17 protein-coding genes are annotated in these 19,053 nt (G+C 58.0%); 9 read left to right on the top strand and 8 right to left on the bottom strand.

Annotated elements, in window-relative coordinates:
* The first annotated feature begins 251 nt into the window (after window positions 1–251).
* From purL to A8710_RS10145, 3 genes are all read left to right on the top strand, one after another.
* On the top strand, window positions 252–4,160 hold the full coding sequence (gene purL, locus A8710_RS10155; RefSeq protein ID WP_068860207.1) for a phosphoribosylformylglycinamidine synthase: 3,909 nt from the start codon (window positions 252–254) through the stop codon (window positions 4,158–4,160).
* Between the two features lie 27 nt (window positions 4,161–4,187).
* Window positions 4,188–4,502, top strand: coding sequence for a Nif3-like dinuclear metal center hexameric protein (locus A8710_RS10150; protein ID WP_068860774.1), 315 nt, complete (start codon window positions 4,188–4,190; stop codon window positions 4,500–4,502).
* Between the two features lie 102 nt (window positions 4,503–4,604).
* Window positions 4,605–5,630 (top strand): AraC family transcriptional regulator, encoded by a 1,026-nt coding sequence (locus A8710_RS10145; protein WP_068860205.1) that lies wholly within the window; start codon window positions 4,605–4,607, stop codon window positions 5,628–5,630.
* Here A8710_RS10145 and A8710_RS10140 read toward each other — a convergent pair.
* From A8710_RS10140 to A8710_RS10130, 3 genes are all read right to left on the bottom strand, one after another.
* On the bottom strand, window positions 5,627–6,121 hold the full coding sequence (locus A8710_RS10140; RefSeq protein ID WP_068860203.1) for an Mpo1 family 2-hydroxy fatty acid dioxygenase: 495 nt from the start codon (window positions 6,119–6,121) through the stop codon (window positions 5,627–5,629). The two genes, A8710_RS10145 and A8710_RS10140, sit on opposite strands and share 4 nt — an antisense overlap.
* A 93-nt stretch (window positions 6,122–6,214) precedes the next feature.
* Window positions 6,215–6,919 (bottom strand): Crp/Fnr family transcriptional regulator, encoded by a 705-nt coding sequence (locus tag A8710_RS10135; protein WP_068860201.1) that lies wholly within the window; start codon window positions 6,917–6,919, stop codon window positions 6,215–6,217.
* Complete coding sequence (locus tag A8710_RS10130; RefSeq protein ID WP_068860199.1) at window positions 6,916–7,968, bottom strand: AraC family transcriptional regulator; 1,053 nt, start codon at window positions 7,966–7,968, stop codon at window positions 6,916–6,918. Before A8710_RS10130 ends, A8710_RS10135 begins: the two co-directional genes overlap by 4 nt.
* Before the next feature lie 117 nt (window positions 7,969–8,085).
* On the opposite strand from A8710_RS10130, the gene A8710_RS10125 reads away from it, so the two are divergent.
* Window positions 8,086–9,483, top strand: coding sequence for a flavin-containing monooxygenase (locus A8710_RS10125; protein ID WP_068860197.1), 1,398 nt, complete (start codon window positions 8,086–8,088; stop codon window positions 9,481–9,483).
* Between the two features lie 55 nt (window positions 9,484–9,538).
* Window positions 9,539–11,263: a neutral/alkaline non-lysosomal ceramidase N-terminal domain-containing protein gene (locus tag A8710_RS10120; protein WP_068860195.1), complete on the top strand. Its 1,725-nt coding sequence runs from the start codon at window positions 9,539–9,541 to the stop codon at window positions 11,261–11,263.
* 65 nt (window positions 11,264–11,328) lie between these two features.
* On the opposite strand, the gene A8710_RS10115 is transcribed toward A8710_RS10120, so the two are convergent.
* The 3 genes from A8710_RS10115 to A8710_RS10105 form a co-directional block, all read right to left on the bottom strand.
* On the bottom strand, window positions 11,329–12,534 hold the full coding sequence (locus tag A8710_RS10115; RefSeq protein ID WP_068860193.1) for an acyl-CoA dehydrogenase family protein: 1,206 nt from the start codon (window positions 12,532–12,534) through the stop codon (window positions 11,329–11,331).
* 31 nt (window positions 12,535–12,565) lie between these two features.
* Window positions 12,566–13,873 (bottom strand): acyl-CoA dehydrogenase family protein, encoded by a 1,308-nt coding sequence (locus tag A8710_RS10110; RefSeq protein WP_068860191.1) that lies wholly within the window; start codon window positions 13,871–13,873, stop codon window positions 12,566–12,568.
* A 118-nt stretch (window positions 13,874–13,991) separates the two neighbouring features.
* Window positions 13,992–14,528, bottom strand: coding sequence for an NUDIX hydrolase (locus A8710_RS10105; RefSeq protein WP_068860189.1), 537 nt, complete (start codon window positions 14,526–14,528; stop codon window positions 13,992–13,994).
* 58 nt (window positions 14,529–14,586) lie between these two features.
* On the opposite strand from A8710_RS10105, the gene A8710_RS10100 reads away from it, so the two are divergent.
* From A8710_RS10100 to purT, 4 genes are all read left to right on the top strand, one after another.
* Window positions 14,587–15,201, top strand: a complete 615-nt coding sequence (locus tag A8710_RS10100; protein ID WP_068860187.1) for a CoA pyrophosphatase — start codon at window positions 14,587–14,589, stop codon at window positions 15,199–15,201.
* 26 nt (window positions 15,202–15,227) lie between these two features.
* Window positions 15,228–15,749, top strand: coding sequence for a gamma carbonic anhydrase family protein (locus A8710_RS10095; protein WP_068860185.1), 522 nt, complete (start codon window positions 15,228–15,230; stop codon window positions 15,747–15,749).
* A gap of 83 nt (window positions 15,750–15,832) precedes the next feature.
* Window positions 15,833–16,042 carry a DUF1289 domain-containing protein gene (locus tag A8710_RS10090; protein WP_068860183.1) on the top strand — a complete coding sequence of 70 codons (210 nt, stop codon included), beginning with the start codon at window positions 15,833–15,835 and terminating at the stop codon, window positions 16,040–16,042.
* Complete coding sequence (gene purT, locus A8710_RS10085; protein WP_068860181.1) at window positions 16,039–17,253, top strand: formate-dependent phosphoribosylglycinamide formyltransferase; 1,215 nt, start codon at window positions 16,039–16,041, stop codon at window positions 17,251–17,253. The genes A8710_RS10090 and purT overlap by 4 nt, the downstream gene beginning before the upstream one ends.
* Here purT and A8710_RS10080 read toward each other — a convergent pair.
* Window positions 17,243–18,106, bottom strand: coding sequence for a transporter associated domain-containing protein (locus A8710_RS10080; protein WP_068860179.1), 864 nt, complete (start codon window positions 18,104–18,106; stop codon window positions 17,243–17,245). The two genes, purT and A8710_RS10080, sit on opposite strands and share 11 nt — an antisense overlap.
* Before the next feature lie 37 nt (window positions 18,107–18,143).
* Complete coding sequence (locus A8710_RS10075) at window positions 18,144–18,956, bottom strand: cytochrome C assembly family protein (protein ID WP_068860177.1); 813 nt, start codon at window positions 18,954–18,956, stop codon at window positions 18,144–18,146.
* Window positions 18,957–19,053 lie beyond the last annotated feature (97 nt).

Raw genomic sequence — 19,053 nt, 5'->3', positions numbered from 1 at the left:
TTGGAACGGGCGTTAGTCATCTATGACCTGGCTTTGGCGCACCCATCGGAGTGCAGTTGGTTGAACTTTAGTCAGCGCAACGGAGCTTGTCTAGGCAGGTCAGATGAGATGTGATTGATTGTCGGACAATTTGGGCGATTGAAGAGGCGATGCTTTCACGATGAATGCCCAAAGTCGCTGCCCGAAACGAGTGGTTTTTCGCTACAATATGCGCAACTTTTTATTCCTTCCGATGCTCCGCGAGACCATCCATGCTGATTTTGTCTGGCGCGCCCGCGCTGTCTGTCTTTCGTCAAAACCGCCTGTTGCAAGACCTGCAAGCCGACTTCCCAGCACTGACGGCACTGAGTGCCCGCTGGTTGCATTTGGTTGAGACTGAGTTGAGTGAAGCCCCGGCGCAGCTTCAGGCATTGCTGACCTATGGCGATGCCCTCTCTGCGGATAAGGAAGCTGCGGATGGTTTGGACAACGGTCGTCTCGCCGTGGTGGTGCCGCGTCCGGGCACGATCTCGCCGTGGTCATCGAAGGCGACGGATATTGCGCGCAATACTGGGCTGACCGATGTGCGCAGAATTGAACGCGCCACGGCCTACTGGCTGGCCGGTGCCGAAGCACTGAGCGCCGCCGAATGGCAAGCACTGACCGCGAAGCTGCACGATCGCATGACGGAAGTAGTTCTTGATTCGGCCGAAGCCGCGAGCGTGCTGTTCACGCATGAAGCGCCGCGCGCGCTGGCCTCGGTCGATATTCTCGGCGGTGGTCGCGAAGCCCTGGTGAGCGCCAATCGTGAGCAGGGCTTCGCGCTTAGCCCGGACGAAATCGATTATCTGGTCGACAACTTCACCCAGCTCGGTCGCAACCCCAACGACATCGAGCTGATGATGTTTGCGCAGGCGAACTCCGAGCATTGCCGTCACAAAATTTTCAATGCCTCGTGGACCATCGACGGTAAGCCGGCGCCCAAGTCGCTGTTCGGCATGATCAAAAACACCTACGAGAATTACAGCACCGACATCCTCTCCGCTTACAAGGACAATGCGGCGGTGATCGTCGGTCACGATGCTGAGCGCTTTTACCGCGTCGGCGGCGACACCACCTACGGCTTCAGCCAAGAGCCGGTGCATATCCTGATGAAGGTGGAAACGCACAACCACCCAACCGCCATTTCGCCATTCCCCGGCGCATCCACCGGTTCCGGCGGTGAGATTCGCGATGAAGGCGCGACCGGTCGCGGCGGCAAGCCGAAGGCGGGTCTCACCGGCTTTACGGTATCGAACCTGAATATTCCCGGTTTCGAGCAGCCCTGGGAAAGGCCGTATGGCAAGCCCGGCCGCATCGTTACCGCGCTGGACATCATGATTGATGGCCCGCTCGGCGGCGCGGCGTTCAACAACGAATTCGGCCGTCCGGCGCTGTGCGGGTATTTCCGCAGCTTTGAGATGACCGTGAACGGCATTAATGGTGCGGAAGTGGCGGGCTACCACAAGCCCATCATGATTGCCGGCGGCTACGGCAACATCCGTGAAGATCATGTGCAGAAGAACACGATTCAGCCCGGAAATCTGCTGATCGTGCTCGGTGGTCCGGCGCTGCTGATCGGTCTCGGCGGCAGCGCGGCATCGTCGATGGCCAGCGGTGCCAGCGCCGAGAATCTCGATTTCGCCTCGGTGCAGCGCGACAACCCGGAGATGGAGCGGCGCGCGCAAGAAGTCATCGACACCTGCTGGAGCATGGGTGCAAACAACCCCATCGTGGCGATTCACGATGTTGGCGCCGGTGGTTTGTCGAACGCGATGCCGGAGTTGGTCAACGATCATGAACTCGGCGCGACGCTGAACCTGCGTGCCATCCCCAGCCTGGAGTCGGGCATGGCACCGGTGGAGATCTGGTGCAACGAGGCGCAGGAGCGCTATGTGCTGGCCATCGAGCCGGACAGCCTGGTGCTGTTCCAGTCCATCTGTGAGCGCGAGCGGGCGCTGTTTGCCGTGCTAGGCGAGGCGACAGAAGTACGCCACCTGACTGTGGCTGACCCGCAGTTCGGCAACAACCCGGTCGACATGCCCATGCAGGTACTGCTCGGCAAGACGCCGAAGATGCAGCGCAGCTTCGAGCGCAAGGCGCTGGCGCAGCCGGCCTTCAATGCCGAGGGCATCACGCTGGCCGATGCTGCCGCGCGCGTGCTGCGCTTGCCGGCGGTGGCGTCCAAGCAATTCCTCATCACCATCGGCGACCGCTCGGTGACCGGTCTCGTTGCCCGCGAGCAGATGGTCGGCCCCTGGCAGGTGCCGGTGGCCGATGTCGCCGTCACTGCGACCGGCTTCAAGACCGAGACCGGCGAGGCTATGGCGATGGGCGAGCGCACGCCGGTGGCTATCCTCAATGCGGCGGCTTCGGCCCGCCTGGCCGTGGGCGAGACCATTACCAATATTGCGGCGGCGCGTATCGCCAAGCTCTCCGACATTAAGCTGTCGGCGAACTGGATGGCGGCGGCGGGTGCCGGCAAGCAGGATGAAGACCTGTTTGATGCCGTCTACGCGGTCGGCATGGAGCTGTGCCCGGCGCTGAATCTGACCATTCCGGTCGGCAAGGACTCCATGTCCATGCGCACGGTCTGGGAGGATGGCGCTGAGAAGAAGGCCGTGACCTCGCCGATGTCGCTGGTGGTTACCGGTTTCGCGCCGGTGAGCAATGTTCGCTACACGCTGACGCCGCAGCTGCGCACCGATAAGGGCGCGACCACACTGCTGCTGATCGACCTCGGTCGCGGCCAGAACCGTCTCGGCGCTTCGGCGCTGGCACAGGTTTATGGCCAGACCGGCTCGGTGCCGGCGGATGTGGACAGCCCGGCGCTGTTGCAGGATTTTTTCGACGGCATTCAGGCGCTCAATGTGGCCGGTAAATTGCTGGCCTATCACGACCGTGGCGATGGCGGTCTGTTCGCGACGCTGGCGGAGATGGCTTTCGCCGGTCGCAGTGGCATCTGCGCGGATCTCACCGGTTTAGGTGAGGACACGCTGGCTGCGCTGTTCAGCGAAGAGCTGGGCGCGGTCGTGCAAGTACGCGATGCGGATGTCGCGGCCGTTCAGCAGGCCTTCAATGGATCCACGCTGGCCGGTCATGTCCACGCCATAGGCACGCTCACTGGCGATGACACGCTGCACTTCGTCAAAGCCGGTGCCGAGCTGCTCACGCTGGCTCGCGCCAAGGCTCAGCAGCTCTGGGCGGAAACCAGCTATCGCATTCAGGCGCTGCGTGACAACGCCGATTGCGCACAGGAAGAGTTTGCTGCGCTGGCAAACCCTGCTGCTCCGGAACAGGCAGGTTTGAGCGTCAAGCTCAGCTACGATCTCAACGACAACATCGCTGCACCGTTCATTGCCAGCGGCGTGCGTCCGCGCGTGGCCATCCTGCGTGAACAGGGCGTTAACGGTCATGTCGAAATGGCGGCTGCCTTCGACCTCGCCGGCTTCACCGCCATTGATGTGCACATGAGCGACCTGATTGCCGGCCGCGTCGATCTTGCCAGCTTCAAAGGCCTCGTCGCCTGCGGCGGCTTCTCTTACGGCGATGTGCTCGGTGCCGGTGGCGGCTGGGCCAAGACCGTGCTCTTCAACGAGCGCGTGCGTGATCAGTTCGCTACCTTCTTTGCGCGTCCGGACAGCTTCTCGCTGGGTATCTGCAACGGCTGCCAGATGCTGTCGCAGCTGAAAGAGCTGGTTCCTGGCGCTGATCTGTGGCCGCGTTTTGTGCGCAACCGCAGCGAAGTCTTCGAAGCGCGTACGGCGCTGGTGGAAGTGCCGGCATCGCCGTCGATCTTCCTCGCCGGCATGGCCGGTTCGTACATGCCGATTGCCGTCGCGCATGGCGAAGGTCGCGCGCATGACAGTGCTGAGAATTTGCAGGCACTGGCTGGCAGCGGCCTGGTCGCGCTCGGCTGGGTCGATGGCCAGGGCCAGCGTACGCAGCAGTATCCGCTCAACCCCAATGGCTCGCCGTTCGGCATCGCCGGTGTGACCTCGGCCGACGGCCGTGCCACCCTCATGATGCCGCATCCGGAGCGTGTGTTCCGCGCCATCCAGCACAGCTGGCGTCCGGACGAGTGGCTGGAAGACGGTCCGTGGGCGCGCATGTTCCGCAACGCCCGTCAGTTCGTCGGCTGACCTTTCGTGGCAGACAGGCTGAGCGACCTGTTCAAGCTCACGGTCTTTGTGCCGGCCAGCCACCTCGAAGCGATCAAAGATGCGCTCTTTGCCGCTGGGGCCGGGCGGCTCGGTGGCTATGACCGCTGCTCCTGGCAGGTGCTGGGCGAGGGCCAGTTTCGCGCCTTGCCCGGCGCGCAGCCCTTTGTGGGCGCTGTCGGTGTGCAAGAGTCAGTGGCGGAATACCGAGTTGAGATGGTCTTGGCTCGCAGCCTGCTTACCGAGGTGGTGGCCGCATTAAAAGCGGCTCATCCCTATGAAACGCCTGCATTTGATGTGGTGGCGCTCATCAATACCGATTAAGTCTGGTTATTGTTGCCTTTCAGGTTGCCCAAATGCCAGTTTTCACGGTAAAAAGGGCCAACTGCTAGTCATACCTTTCAGCAGACCAAGGATATTTCTCGTATGACTGAGCGCACCGATGCGCCCATTCTCCTCCGTCTCGCCTATCAAGCCATGCTCAAGGCTGGCTTGCCCGTGGATGCCATTCTGCTGCAGGCGCGTGTTTCCCCGGCGTGGTTGGATGTGGAGTCGCCGGAACGCACGCCGTTTGCGGGTCAGGCGAGATTCTGGAGAGCCTTAGAGGAAATATCGGGCGATCCGCATATCGGCTTGCACTTAGGTGAAAATCTGCCGGTGTATCGTGGCCAAGTGCTGGAGTATTTAATCTCGTCCAGCCCGACCTTTGGGGAAGGCTTGCAGCGTGCCTTGGCCTATCAACGCTTATTGAGCGACGCCATTACGTCTCGTCTCGTCCTAGACGGTGAGCAATGCTATCTCGCGGATATCGCTGATGCTGCCAAGATGCGGCATTTTGCCGAAGCCTTGGTGATGGGCGTGATCCGCTTTTTTGGGTCGCTAACCGATGGTCACTTTAAGCCATTGGCGGTGCATTTCACCCATGTTGAAGGCGCTCCGCCTGAGGAATATTTGCGAGTGTACGGTTGCCCCGTGACCTTGGGTTGTCGTGAAAATCGTGTCTACTTTAATCCGTCGGTATTGCAGCATCAGGTTTGGCATGCAGAGCCAAGCCTGCTGCGCTTGCATGAAAAAATGGCGAACGAAAAGCTCGCTGAGCTGGCGCGACTCGATCTGGTCGGTGCGGTCAAGCGTGCAATTGGCGAAAGCTTGGAGTCGGGTAACACCACACTTGAAGCCGTGGCACAGCGAATCGGCATGCCGGCTCGACGGTTGCGTACCGAGCTGGAAGATGCAGGTACCAGCTTCAATCATGTTCTGGCGGACTATCGCTCGCGTCTCGCCCGCCGCCTGTTGGCACGCACGGACGAGAGCATTGAGCAGATCGTTTACCTCACCGGTTTTGCCGAACCAAGCACGTTCTATCGTGCTTTCAAACGCTGGACCAATGAAACGCCGATCGAGTATCGCAAGCGCAAGCGGGAAGAGCGCGCAGGGCTTGAGTCCGCTTAGGGCTGCTGGTCTTGCAGCATGGCGTCACGCAGCTCGCGACGCAGGCCCAGCAGGAACAAGACCTCTGCCGTGACAAACAGCGGGCCTATCGCTAAACCACTCATGTCGTCCACAAAGGCCGGTTTACGCCCTTCAAAGTAATGGCCGATAAACTGAATAATCCAGCCCACCACGAAGCTACCGACACTGATCAAGAGCCATTCTTGCGTCGGCAGTGCCGCGATTTGCGTGCCGATGACTACGCTGCCTGTCATCAACGCTGCCATGATCAAGCCCAGTCCGATATCTAAACGCAGGTAGAACACGATGCTGGCGGCGGCTAAGGCCATGGCGGCTGATAGTGTGACGCCGTTGACCGTTAGCGCGAGTTTGGCGAGTAGGGCCGCGGCGGAAATCACAATAATGGGAATGCCAATGATGTGGGTGATGACGTTGCGCGGATTGCGATGGTAGCTGGCGTATTGCGCGAGATGTTGTACGAGGGTTTTCATGGCTGTCTCCAAGGCTTGAGTGCGACAGCAGTATTGCGTATCGATGCCTTTGTCAGCGTCGGCTGGCCGACACAAGCCGCAATCAGGCGGCTATCAGAGGTCAGCCAGCGTCTCCAGTTGCGCCAGATCAAGAATTTCGATGCCGCCCCGGCCAAGGCGCACCACGCCATGACTTTCAAGCTGACGCAGTAGTTGATTCACGGTCTGTCGCGATAGCGCCAACATTTGCCCGAGCTGCTCCTGTGGCACACGGATCTCGCGCTTGCTGACGCCTTCCAGCTCGCCATAGCCCCGCGCCATCATGAGTAATCGTCGAGCCAGACGGCTCGCAGGTGGCTGTAGTGATAGCTCCTCTAGCGCCAAAAAGGCGAGGCGAATTTTGTGGCTCAGTAGCAGGCCGAGCGCATGCCAGAGCAGAGGGTGCTGAGCCAGCAGGGTGTTCAGCGTTGCGGCTGGGATGTGCAGCAGCGTAGTCGGCTCGTCGGCCCATGCATCGTGCGTTCGCGTCAGCTCATCGAAGGCGGCAATCTCACCAAACCAGCTCGGCGATTCGATGATGGCCAGAATGGCTTCTTTGCCATCACGCGCGCTGCCGGTGAGCTTGATGGCGCCATCGGCAACACAATAAAGCCCGTCGGCGGCGTCGCCGCGCGCGAATAGGCGCTGGCCAGCCGCGAGCGGGCGTATCGACATGTGCGCCAGCAGCAGATCTTGCAGCAGAGGCGTCAGGCTCTGAAACCACTGGCCGGCGCGCAGGCGTTCGCGGTATTTGGCGGGGATGTCGGTTGCCGGAGTCATCGAGCGCTTACGCCTGCTTCAGTGTTTGATCGTGCTTGCCGAATATGCCTCGGCGCCATGCCTGTCCAGCGTCGAAATGCCCGACGAAAGTCGCGCGCGTCACTGAAACCAAGCTCTTCCGCAATGTTGGTGATTGGTAGCGTGGAGTCAATAAGCAGCATTCGGGCTCGCTGCTCCATGACACGATCACGAATGGCGCTGAAGCGCTGCCCGGCCTCAGTCAAATGACGACGCAGGGTACGTTCCGTGATGTTGAGCCAGCCGGCGATATCAGCCATCGATGGCCGCTGACGCAGCTTCCCGCGCAGGAGATTTTCCACCGAGCTGATTACATCCTGAGTCGTCGCAGCGGGCTCGATCAGCCGACGACAGGCAGCCAGCGCAACAGCATGGCTTGCCGCGCTGTGCGTGGCCAGTGGGCGATCCATTAGCGCGGCAGGGAGTACCAGGCGATTCGCGTTGCTATCAAAGCGTACAGGGCAGTTGAACAATCGTTGGTAAGCAGCGCCATACGGCGGTGGCGGGTAGCTCAGCTCGACACGAAGCGGTGATATGTCATTACCCAGCATCATCCGCATGATGGCAACTATACTGGCAAAAACCTCCTCGCAGAGAAACGGCAATAGCTCCGGGTCAGGGAAGCGCTCGTGCAGTCGTAGCGTGACCTCCGTAGCCGTTGTTTCGGCCTCCAAGTCCATCAGGCTGCCAGAGGCCAGGTGATATTCCAGCCCGGTCGCAAATGCTTCCCGAACATTACTGCTCGACAGCATGGCAAAACCCAGCATGCCAAATGAAACCAGTGCATCGCGCGATCCTACATGCAGGCCCAAGGGCTCGGATGGCAGTGCCCGCAAGGCCCGGCGAATAATGGTAGCTGCCTGGCGGAAGGAGATCAGCGCTTCTGATTGTTGTACATTCGCAATCGTCAGCCCCAGGCCTGTGAACCAGGCTTCCGGCTCCAGACCTTTGGCATGGGCGTGATCCACCAGCCCCGCGATGACAAAGGTGGGGATGATGGTTTCTGTAAGGCGTCGGTCATCCTGGAGCATGGGCAAGCTGATGTGTCCGGTTTTCCCCCCATTCTGGCCTGCATGACCCTTATGAGCAAGCAGGGCGTTTTGTTTGAATCTCCAGCATCAGCAATGCATTTTTTGGAGTAAATCGCTATGTCTTCCCTGTTGGTGTCTGAGCTACAGAGTCAGGTCACTGATCGCTCGAGCGCGGTCTGCATTGTTGGTGCCGGTCCGGCCGGCCTCAGTGTAGCCAGAGCCTTGAAGCGGCTCGGCATTCCCTACGAGCAGTTCGAGCGCCACAGCGATGTCGGTGGTATCTGGGATCTGAGCAATCCGGGCTCGCCGATGTATCACTCGGCGCATTTCATCTCCTCGCGAAATACCTCGGGCTTCTACGACTTTCCGATGCCGGACGAGTATCCGGATTATCCGTCGAACCGTCAGATTCTTGCCTATACCCGCAGCTTTGCGCGCGCTTTCGGCTTGTATGATGCGATCTGCTTTCAGACCGCCATCGAGCATGTCGAAAAGGATGGCGAGTCCTGGCTAGTCAGACTTTCTGGCGGGGAGGTACGGCGTTACCGAGCGGTGGTGTGCTCTACGGGAACGAACTGGCATCCGCGTCTGCCGCGTCATGAAGGCCCATTCAATGGCGAGATTCGCCATTCCGTGAGCTACAAGCATGCCGACGAGTTCCGCAACAAGCGTGTGCTGGTGATCGGGCTGGGCAACTCGGGTGCCGATATCGCCTGTGATGCGGCCGCGAATGCGGATGCTGCTTTTGTCAGCGTCCGGCGTGGCTACCATTTCATTCCCAAGCATGTATTCGGCATTCCGGTGGATGAGTTTGCCAATAACGGTCCGCAGCTGCCGATGTGGCTGCAGCGACCTGCAATGACCCTGCTGCTGCGCATGGTTCTGGGCGATACCTCGCGCACGGGCATGCCCAAGCCGGACCACAAGCTTTTCGAGACTCACCCGCTGCTCAATTCGCAGCTGTTGCATTACCTGCAGCATGGCGACATCAAGGCCAAGGGTGACGTCAAATGCTTCGACGGTGACGACGTGGTGTTCGCGGACGGATCGCGTGAGCAGATTGATCTGGTGCTGTACGCCACGGGCTACAACATGGCCATCCCGTATGTGCCGGAAGCTTATTTTGATTGGGATGGTGGCAGGCCGAAGCTGAACCTGACGGCTTTTAACCCCAGGCACAAGAATCTGTTTGGCGTGGGCTATCTGGAGACCAACTCCAGTGCCTATACGCTCTTCGACCGCGTGTCACAGATGGTGGCTAATTATCTGCATGACCAGGAGCACCATCCCGACAACGCCAGGGTATTCGAGCGGCATCTTCGGGAAGACCGACCGGACTTGTCTGGTGGGATAAAGTTCGTCGAGTCCGACCGGACCAAGGGTTATATCGAGATTCATGCCTACAAGAAATACATCGAGAAATTGCGCGTCCGGATGGGCTGGCCTGAGCTCGTACCAGGCTTTTTCGACAGGGTTCGTCCGCAGGTCGGCATGCCCGTCAAGATTTCTGCTTGATTTAAAACCATGGTCAACCAGAGTTGATTTGCGCTGACAGACACAGGAGCAATATATGTATCAGGCGGGATGGAACAAGCAGGAAATTGGCATCAGTCCGCGCGGTTATGCGATGCATGGTTTTGGTCAGCCGGGCCATCGTGCTTATGGCCAAGAGACCCCGCTTTATGCGCGATCGTTAGTCCTAAAAGATGCCGAGGGCCAGGCTGCGATTTTCTGTTGCCTCGATCTGGGCTATGTGACTCAGGCGATGCGCGCCGGTGCCGTCGAACGCCTACAGCAGCACCTCGGTGAACAGTTTAACGAAGCAGGTTTTGTTTTGACCTGCACCCACACGCATTCCGGCCCGGGCGGATGCAGCCATGATGTGCTCTACAACTTAGTCACGCCCGGTTTTGTGCCTGAACACCTAGAAGCGGTCATTGTGGCCACGGTGGATTCGGTGGTTGAGGCTTGGCAGAGTGCCGCGCCGACCGAGCTGAGTCTGGCCTCAGCGCGCTTTGATGAGGCGGTGCCAGTCGCTTGGAATCGCTCGCTAAACGCGTGGAATCGTAACCCTGACGTGCCGCGCTATCGCGAAGGCGAAAACCATAAGGCGCTGGAGCGGCAAATGCAGGTGCTGCGGCTTAGCCGTGCAGGGCAGGTGCAATCCTTGCTTTCGCTGTTTGGTGTGCATGCCACGTGTCTCAGCAATTCGCTGGATCGTCATGATGGTGACAACAAAGGCTATGCCGCAGCCCAAGCGGAGCAGCAGCTGATGGCGTCCGGAGCGAGCGGTGCGGTGGCGATTTTTGCTCAGGGCACGGCGGGAGATGTGTCACCGCACTATCACGGCCCGCAAGCATTGAAGCGACGCCAGCAGCTGACGGGTCGCGCAGAGTATGTTTATGCCGCCGAGAATGGGCGTCATCAAAGTCAGTTGGCGTTGTCGATAGTGGCGGCTCCCGATCAACAACAGATTATCGGTGCGATTGATAGCGTACTGACCTATGTCGATTTTTCATCGGTGCATGCAGATCCGGCCATGGCCAATGGGGAGACGCAAGCATGGACTAGCGATCCCTGTCATGGCGTTTCGTTTTTTGCCGGCACGCCAGTTGATGGCTTGGGTGTGGCACCGCCGTTGGCCGCTGTCATGCGCGCAGGTGCACGCATGCTGCGCCGCTGGCGGATGAGTCCTCTGTCACGACTGTCGCCGTCTGAGCGTCAGTACTACCAACACCTGTATGCCGTGCAGGGCCCTAAAGATATTCTCATGGAGTCGGGCCGTAAGCAGGCGCTGGGACTGCCACTCATGCAGTTGAGTTTGCCAGATGCAGTAGACCCATTGGTGGCTGAACTTAAGCGCCAAGCGCGGATCGGCGCAGTCAACGAGAGTGCCTTAGTGCCGACCGTATTGCCGCTGCAAATCATCATTCTGGGCCAGTTGGCCTTGGTTTGCTGTCCTGGTGAATTTACCACGACGGCAGGGCGTCGCTTACTGGACACGGTGATGAAGCGACTAGCGCCGCGTGGCATTGAGCAGGTGCTGATTTGCACCTATTGCAATGACTACATGGGCTATGTCACCACGAACGAGGAGTACCAGGAGCAGGCCTACGAAGGCGGCCACACCATTTTTGGGCAATGGACGCTAGCCGCCTTTCAGACCCGATTTGCGCACCTCGCTGACGAACTTCTGAAAGATGATCCGCTTCGCACCCACGACCGCAAAACTCGCCCGGTGCAACCACCAGCAGCCGAACTCGCTTTGCGCAGCAACCTCTCACCACGAAGTTGATGATGATGGATTCGGGCATCCGTAGCCCGAATCCATCATTGCCCCCATTGGCATGGCAGAGCCTGTTACTTCAACTCAGCGGAGCTTTTACCCAACACGCGACGAGCAATAATGAGCTGCTGAATTTGTTGCGTGCCTTCGAAGATGTCGAGAATCTTGGAATCGCGCGACCACTTCTCCAGCAGCTCATCTTCGCCATAGCCTAAAGAGGCCGCCAGTTCTACGCATTTCAGCGTGACTTCGTTGGCAACACGGCCTGCTTTAGCTTTGCAGATGGAAGCCTCTTTTGAGTTCGGACGCTTGTTGTCGGCCATCCACGCAGCTTTCAAGGTAAGCAAGCGAGCCGCTTCCCATTCCGCTTCCAAACGATACAGCGTGGCCTCTGCATGGGAGGCATTGAGCGGTAGGGTGCCGTAGTTGGCATCAATATGACCGGCCAGTAATTCTTTCAAACGTTCGATGGAGGCTGCGGCAACACCCACCGCCATGGCTGCAACGAGGGGGCGCGTGTTGTCGAAGGTCTCCATGACACCAGCGAAACCTTTCTTCAAATCGATTTCTGGCGAGCCCAGCAGGTTGGCGGCGGGTACGCGACAGTTGGTGAAGAGAATGGCGGCGGTATCGGAGGCTTTAATGCCTAGCTTGTGCTCCAAGCGTGTGATTTCCATACCTGGTGTGCCGTGCTCCACCACAAACGATTTGATGGCCGCTTTACCGAGCGACTTATCCAGAGTCGCCCACACCACGACACATTCAGCGCGAGCGCCGGCGGTGACATAGATTTTTTCACCGTTAAGAATGTAGTCATCGCCATCTTTCACCGCCGTCGTACGGATGGCAGCAGAGTCAGAGCCGCAGCTGGGCTCAGTGATGGCCATGGCTGCCCATTTCCCTTTAAATCGGGCTAATTGCTCGTCGTTGGCAACGGCGCCAATCGCCGCATTGCCTAAGCCTTGGCGTGGTATCGACAGCAGCAAACCGACATCGCCGCGACACAGTTCCATCGCGCCCAGCGCGGCCGATAAATTACCGCTATTACGCACGCCGGTATCACCATCGCTGCTAGGGCGTTTACTGGCACTGGTTGCGCCTGTGGCTTCCGACGAGCCTTCGTTCATGCCATCCAATAGCGATGCCAGCATGTCCAATTCTTTTGGATAGGCATGCTCCGCCTTGTCATATTTGCGTGAGATAGGACGATAAAAATTGTCGGCTACCTGTTTTGCCTGCTCAACGAGCATGGCGAATTTCTTTGGATTTTCGAGATTCATTCTAATGACTCCAATGCGTGATCAGGGCTGGTTACAGGTGCAAGCCGCCGTGCTGAATAGCAACAGCACGCAGGTCGCGGTACCAACGCTCTACCGGATGTTCTTTGGTGAAACCATGACCGCCGAGTAACTGCACGCCATTGGTACCGATTTGCATGGCTTTTTCGGCACAGAGCAAACGAGCCAAGTAGGCTTCACGATGGAAGGGTTTTCCGGCTTCGGCGAGCGCCGCCGCGCGCCAGGTCATGATGCGCATAGCATCCACTTCAATCGCCATATCGGCCACGATGAAAGCGACACCCTGACGATGTGAGATGGGCTCACCAAACGCTTCGCGCTCATTGACATAAGGCACGACGTAATCGAGCACGGCCTGCGCTGTACCGGTCGCAATCGCGCACCAGGCTAAGTAGCCCAAATCCAAAAACTCTTGGTAATCGAAGTCACCGTCGCCGAGCAATGCAGAGTCATCGACTTCCACATGGTCGAGACGTAACTTGACCGTTTCAGCAGCTTTCATGCCCATAGCCTGATCTTCATTAAAGCTCAAGCCGGGTGTGCCACCGGTCACAATAAATACTTGCGGCTTACCATTCAGTTCTGCCGCAATCAGCAGTAATTCTGCAGAAGCACCTGCAATGACCAAAGACTTTTCGCCGTTCAACACATAGCCATTGGCTACGCGCTCTGCCTTGGTGGCGAGCTGCTGAGGATTGAACAGAACGACGGCTTCATTTACCGCAATGGCAGCTACTGGCGGTTGCTCACCGGCAAAAGCAGGTAGGTATTGGGCTTGTTGTGCCGCAGTACCCCAACGGGTGAGCGCATTGGCAACACCAATCGGAGCGAGTAAGGCACTGGCTAAGCTGAAGTCGCCGTGGCCGAGGTCTTCGGCGGCCAACATTTGCGTCACGATGGCGGACTCGCTAGCGATACCCCCCAGTGCTTCTGGAACGGCGTAATAGGCTAAGCCGAGCTCCATAGCCTGCGCTCTGAGCTCAGCCGGAAAAGCGACATGGTGATCGGCATCGTGAGCCGCGGGCCGCAGTGCTTCGCTGGCAAAGCGCTGCAGCGTTTCCCGCATCATGAGTTGCTCGTCACTCAGGCTAAGGTCAAACAATCCACTGCTTGCTGTGCCAGGGAGGCGTTGCTTGCCAGAAGTGGATTTTGCAGGCCCAAAGGCGCGGGCTGCGGCTCCGGCTAATTGGAAGCCGGCCTTGCTGCCTCGATAGAGGATTTTTTCTACGGGTTTACGAAGTTTGAGCTGATCAGCCAAGTCGGACTGAGCAAAACGGCTGAGAGCCGCAATGCCTACACCCTGCAATTTTCCTATTTTCATGATGACTCCTAACGATACAGACGGACTGAGAAGTCCGAGGTCGGTAGGCATCATGCACAGAAATTAGGGCGTCGCGTTGACTCTCGTGACTAAAAGTTCAGTCATTTTGACCGCTGGGTCAGCTGCGCGGGCGAAGGTCTTCGACATGAATCGGAAACTCACCCGTTAAGCGATCGCGGAAATAATGCTGCAGCGTCTTTTTCACCGACGGGAAGGCGAGGTCATCCCAAGGAATTTCGCTTTCGTTAAACAGGCGACACTCCAGTGACTCGCTGCCGACACCGTACTGGCCGCCCACCAACAGGCCGCGATGCAACATATAGACCTGACTGATGTAAGGAATATTGAAGATGGTGTAGAGCTGCAGGTCGGTGACATTGGCTTCGGCTTCTTCCCAAGTCTCACGAGCTCCGCCTTCGGCGACCGTCTCACCGTTCTCCATGAAGCCGGCGGGCAGCGTCCAGTAGCCGTAGCGCGGCTCAATGGCTCGGCGGCAAAGCAAGACCTGATCGCCCCAAATCGGTAGGCAACCGGCAATAATCTTTGGATTTTGATAGTGCACGGTGTGGCAACTCGGGCAAATCGCTCGCTCGCGGCTGTCGCCATCCGGAATACGATGCTCAACGGCATGACCACAGTGACTGCAAAAATTCATACGCAGGCTCCCAACTGATGCCGTGCAGTATACATGGCGCTCTGTGTATCATCGCAGGATGACTCAGCATTCACAGATCACGACACTACGACAAAACCTCGCCGATCAAGCGGTACCCTTAGATGGTGCCGACGCGGCGGTGCTTATTGCCATTTTTACCGGTAGCGGCGAGCCTGAAGTACTGCTCACGCGGCGGCCGACGCACATGACCTCGCATGCCGGCGAAGTCGCTTTTCCCGGCGGCAAGCGCGATGCCAGTGATGCTTCGCTGACCGATACGGCACTGCGCGAAAGTGAGGAAGAGGTCGCCTTGCCGCGTGCTTGCGTAGAAATTCTGGGTGCGCTCAAGCCGGCTCGTGCGAAAAGTGGCATCAAAGTGTTGCCGGTGGTGGGCTGGGTGCGCGATGAACCCGCGTTGATCGGCAATCCCGACGAAGTTGAAAGTCTATTTCGTGTGCCGCTGCGGTTTTTCTTTGAGCAAAAGCCGGCGCGAGACCATCGCATCAATTTTCGAGGTATCGATTTGGTGGTGCCGTGCTTCCGCTATGACGGTTACATCATCTGGGGTTTGACGGCCTATATGCTGGTCGAGTTCATGCGGCAGGGATTTGACCATGCCATTGACTACCCTTGGCCACCGATCCTGCCCGGGGTATTGGTGCCACAAAAGTAATCGGTTTTATGGGTGAGGATGCGTATATGAAGTATCAGTTGGGTGATCGGCGGGTAGAGGCCAAAGGCGCACATTGGATCGCGGATAATGCGACGGTCGTGGGCTCGGTGGTGCTGGAAGAAAATGCCAGTGTTTGGTTCAACGCCGTTGTACGGGGGGATTGTGACCTCATCACCCTCGGTGAAAATAGCAATGTGCAGGACGGCGCAGTGCTGCATACCGACTACGGCTTTCCGCTGACCATCGGCGCCAATGTCACCATTGGGCATCAGGCGATGCTGCATGGTTGCACGGTGGGCGAGGGCTCATTAATCGGCATCCAAGCCGTGATTTTAAACGGAGCTAAAATCGGCAAAGGCTGCATTATTGGTGCGCAGGCGTTAATTCCGGAAGGTAAAGAAATTCCGGATTACTCGCTGGTGGTGGGCTCCCCTGGGAAAGTTGTGCGTCAGTTGGATGAAGCCCAGCGTCAAATGTTATTGCTCAGTGCGCAGCATTACGTGGAAAACGCCAAGCGCTTTCAGCGCGAGTTAAGCGTTCAGGAATAACGGTTGGCTGAACGAGCTTCGTCTACTGGTGTTTTTTTCAACACTTGCTAGGGTGCGTTTTTGTTTACACCAAGAGCGCATTCATGTCTCCGCAACCGTCACTATCGCCTTGCATTGGCTTGTGTAAATTAAATGCCGACGATATTTGCCTCGGTTGTGCGCGCAGCATGGCCGAGATTCGCAGTTGGGGCTTGTTGAGTCGCACGCAGCAACGCAAAATCCTCACCCGCATACAACTGCAACGCCGCCAACAGGCTGCGCCTCATTCTCTGCAACCGGAGCAGCCATCATGACGCTTCCCCTTTTGGGCACCCCGTTGGGCACCCCGTTTTCCGCCACAGCTACGCGCGTCATGTTACTGGGCTCGGGAGAGTTGGGTCGCGAAGTCATTTTGGAGTTGAAGCGATTGGGCTGTGAGGTGATTGCAGTGGACCGCTATGCGAATGCGCCGGGCATGCAGGTGGCGGATCGCAGCCATGTGATTTCCATGCTCGATGGCGCCGCCCTACGACGTGTGATTGAGCTGGAAAAGCCCGCGTTGATCGTGCCTGAAATTGAAGCCATCGCCACCGATGAGCTGGTCAAATTAGAGTCCGAAGGCTGGCGAGTGATTCCAACAGCGCGTGCAGCACAGCTCACCATGAATCGCGAAGGCATTCGTCGCTTAGCGGCAGAAACGCTAGGCTTGGCCACGTCACCATTTATTTTTGCCGAGAACATTGACGCGTTTAGTGCCGGTATTGCACAGGTGGGTATGCCCTGCGTGGTCAAGCCCATCATGTCGTCTTCGGGCAAAGGCCAAAGTGTGGTGCGCACAGCCGCCGACATTCAATACGCCTGGGATTATGCTCAGGAGGGGGGGCGTGCCGGAGCTGGACGCGTCATCGTGGAAGGCTTTATTGATTTCGACTATGAAATTACCTTGCTGACGGTGCGTCACACGGATGGTCAGGGCGGTACCACGACGTCATTTTGTGACCCTATTGGGCATTTGCAAGTCGCCGGTGATTACCGCGAATCCTGGCAGCCCCAACCCATGTCTGCGCACGCCTTGGCGGCCGCGCAAGACATGGCAGCAAAAGTGACAGCGGCTTTGGGCGGGCATGGCTTGTTTGGCGTGGAGTTGTTTGTGAAGGGTGATCAGGTCTGGTTTAGCGAAGTGTCGCCGCGTCCGCATGACACCGGATTGGTCACGCTGATGTCGCAAAACCTGTCTGAATTTGCCCTGCATGCTCGCGCGATTTTAGATTTGCCGATTCCGGTCATTCGTCAGCAGGGCGCAACGGCATCTTGCGTATTGCTAGTGGAAGGGCATTCGCGTGAGATGACGTTTGGCAATTTGGCGCAGGCCTTGTCTGCGCCCGATACCGATTTGAAATTGTTTGGTAAGCCTGAAGTCGCCGGTCAGCGCCGCTTGGGTGTGGCGCTGGCGAAAGGAGCGGACATTGAAGCCGCCCGTTCTGCGGCTCGCCAGGTGATCGCCCAGATTCACGTCACGGTCTAAATTTCAACACGCGGGCAGACTTAATCAAATGCCCGCGTAGCTGCAACACCTCGAGCTGATAGTCGCTGATTCGTAAGCCAACAGGCGCCTCTGGAATGGTCTCTAGCTGTTCAAGCAAAAGACCGTTCAGGGTGCGTGGACCCTCCGTCGGTAAGTTCCAGCCCAGGGTACGGTTGATCGTGCGCAGGCTGGCCGTGCCGTCGATGAGGCAGCTGCCATCTTTCTGCGGGGTGATGTCGGGGTGTTTGTCGGCCGCGCGCGTGGTGAACTCGCCCACCAGCTCTTCCAGAATTGACTCTAGGGTAATGATGCCCTGGACGTCACCGTACTCATCCACCACTAAACCCAAGCGCCGCTTCAGTTTCTGAAACTCCAGCAACTGTGCGGGTAATGGCGTGCGTTCGGGCAGAAAATAGGGCGCTCGGCAGTATTGCAAAATATCCGCCTTATTAAACTCGCTGCGACCGAGAAAGCGCGTTGCGTTGCGTACGTGCAATATGCCCGCCGTGTGGTTTAAATCACCGCGATACACCGGCAGACGGGTGTGCTGGGTGGTGCGTAAGGTCTGCAGAATGGTGTCGAGGTCGTCGTCTAAGTCAATACCGGATACGGCTTGGCGTGGAATCATGATGTCGTTGACAGTGCAGCGATCCAACTCTAATAAGCCCAGTAATAAGCGCCGGTGCAAGTCGGGCAGCAGCAGCTGGCCGATGAGTCGAACGACCCAGAGACGAATCGCAGGGCGACGATTCAGGCGACCTGCAATGCGCGAGGCTAAATGCGATAGCCAGCGTGGGTTGCGCTTAAGTAGCCAAAGCAGCAGGGCAAGCGCCGTTAATAAAACGATCAACATGGACATGACTTAAGGGGCCCCATTTAAAGGGCGCTGGTTAAGGGGCACTGGGGTTTAACAAGAGTTCGATAACTGCTTGCGAACCAACAAAGCCAAGCAATAAGAGAGCAAAGCCCGCCAGCGTAAACTTCACAGCGGTGCGGCCGCGCCAGCCTCGCCAAAAACGGCCAGCCAGTAAGCCCGCAAAGACAGCCCACGCCATCAGCGACAGGACAGTTTTGTGAGCTACATGCTGGGCAAAGAGATTGTTTAACTCAAAAAATCCGGTGCCGATGGCGAGTGTTAACAGCACCATGCCAATACCGATAAGCTCAAACAGCATGTTTTCCATGGTCTGTAAGGACGGCAAAGCCATCAAAATGCCGCGACGATGACGCCGCAGTGCCCGGTCTTGAGCGAACACCAAGAGCGCCTGAAGCGCGGCAATGCTAAGCACGCTATAGGCCAGCAACGAGAGCAAAATATGCCCCTGCATCATGGCGGTGAATGCCGTGCTTCGCGCATTCGGTTCATGGCCTAGGACCCCTAGACCCAACTCGATGGCGGCTAACGGCATAGCAATAAGGAAAATACCCTGCACTGGCCGGTAGACATTCACGAGTAAAGCCAGCAGGGCGAGCAGCCAGCCATGAAGCACGGCGATGGTGGCGAGGCCAAAAAACAGCCCGCCCGGTTGAATCAGTACTTCGTGCATGACGATGCCATGCAGCAGTAACGCTGTGCTGAGCAGGCCAATTAGCGGTCCGCGTTCAGGGCTTTGTTGGCGAGCAATAGCGCGTGCAACATAGGCACTGGCGCTGAGATAAAGCAGCGTGGCAATTAAGGCAAGGCTGGCGGGTAACACATCCATGACAGCAGGTCGTCGGGTGATCTGAAGAAACAACAGTTTGGCACAAGCGCGCGGCCGTGCGCTAGGCAACGAGCCTGTCTATAATCAACCACATGTT

This window comes from Perlucidibaca aquatica (assembly GCF_001676655.1).
Classification (GTDB): domain Bacteria; phylum Pseudomonadota; class Gammaproteobacteria; order Pseudomonadales; family Moraxellaceae; genus Perlucidibaca; species Perlucidibaca aquatica.
The sequence above is the reverse complement of the archived record's forward strand: the minus strand, read 5'-3'. Positions and strand labels throughout refer to the sequence as shown.

Excerpts from the sequence above, each read along its gene's own strand:
- purL (WP_068860207.1), top strand. The coding sequence starts at position 252 with ATGCTGATTTTGTCTGGCGCGCCCGCGCTGTCTGTCTTTCGTCAAAAC.
- A8710_RS10145 (WP_068860205.1), top strand. The coding sequence starts at position 4,605 with ATGACTGAGCGCACCGATGCGCCCATTCTCCTCCGTCTCGCCTATCAA.
- A8710_RS10140 (WP_068860203.1), bottom strand. The coding sequence starts at position 6,121 with ATGAAAACCCTCGTACAACATCTCGCGCAATACGCCAGCTACCATCGC.
- A8710_RS10135 (WP_068860201.1), bottom strand. The coding sequence starts at position 6,919 with ATGACTCCGGCAACCGACATCCCCGCCAAATACCGCGAACGCCTGCGC.
- A8710_RS10130 (WP_068860199.1), bottom strand. The coding sequence starts at position 7,968 with ATGCTCCAGGATGACCGACGCCTTACAGAAACCATCATCCCCACCTTT.
- A8710_RS10125 (WP_068860197.1), top strand. The coding sequence starts at position 8,086 with ATGTCTTCCCTGTTGGTGTCTGAGCTACAGAGTCAGGTCACTGATCGC.
- A8710_RS10120 (WP_068860195.1), top strand. The coding sequence starts at position 9,539 with ATGTATCAGGCGGGATGGAACAAGCAGGAAATTGGCATCAGTCCGCGC.
- A8710_RS10115 (WP_068860193.1), bottom strand. The coding sequence starts at position 12,534 with ATGAATCTCGAAAATCCAAAGAAATTCGCCATGCTCGTTGAGCAGGCA.
- A8710_RS10110 (WP_068860191.1), bottom strand. The coding sequence starts at position 13,873 with ATGAAAATAGGAAAATTGCAGGGTGTAGGCATTGCGGCTCTCAGCCGT.
- A8710_RS10105 (WP_068860189.1), bottom strand. The coding sequence starts at position 14,528 with ATGAATTTTTGCAGTCACTGTGGTCATGCCGTTGAGCATCGTATTCCG.
- A8710_RS10100 (WP_068860187.1), top strand. The coding sequence starts at position 14,587 with ATGACTCAGCATTCACAGATCACGACACTACGACAAAACCTCGCCGAT.
- A8710_RS10095 (WP_068860185.1), top strand. The coding sequence starts at position 15,228 with ATGAAGTATCAGTTGGGTGATCGGCGGGTAGAGGCCAAAGGCGCACAT.
- A8710_RS10090 (WP_068860183.1), top strand. The coding sequence starts at position 15,833 with ATGTCTCCGCAACCGTCACTATCGCCTTGCATTGGCTTGTGTAAATTA.
- purT (WP_068860181.1), top strand. The coding sequence starts at position 16,039 with ATGACGCTTCCCCTTTTGGGCACCCCGTTGGGCACCCCGTTTTCCGCC.
- A8710_RS10080 (WP_068860179.1), bottom strand. The coding sequence starts at position 18,106 with ATGTTGATCGTTTTATTAACGGCGCTTGCCCTGCTGCTTTGGCTACTT.
- A8710_RS10075 (WP_068860177.1), bottom strand. The coding sequence starts at position 18,956 with ATGGATGTGTTACCCGCCAGCCTTGCCTTAATTGCCACGCTGCTTTAT.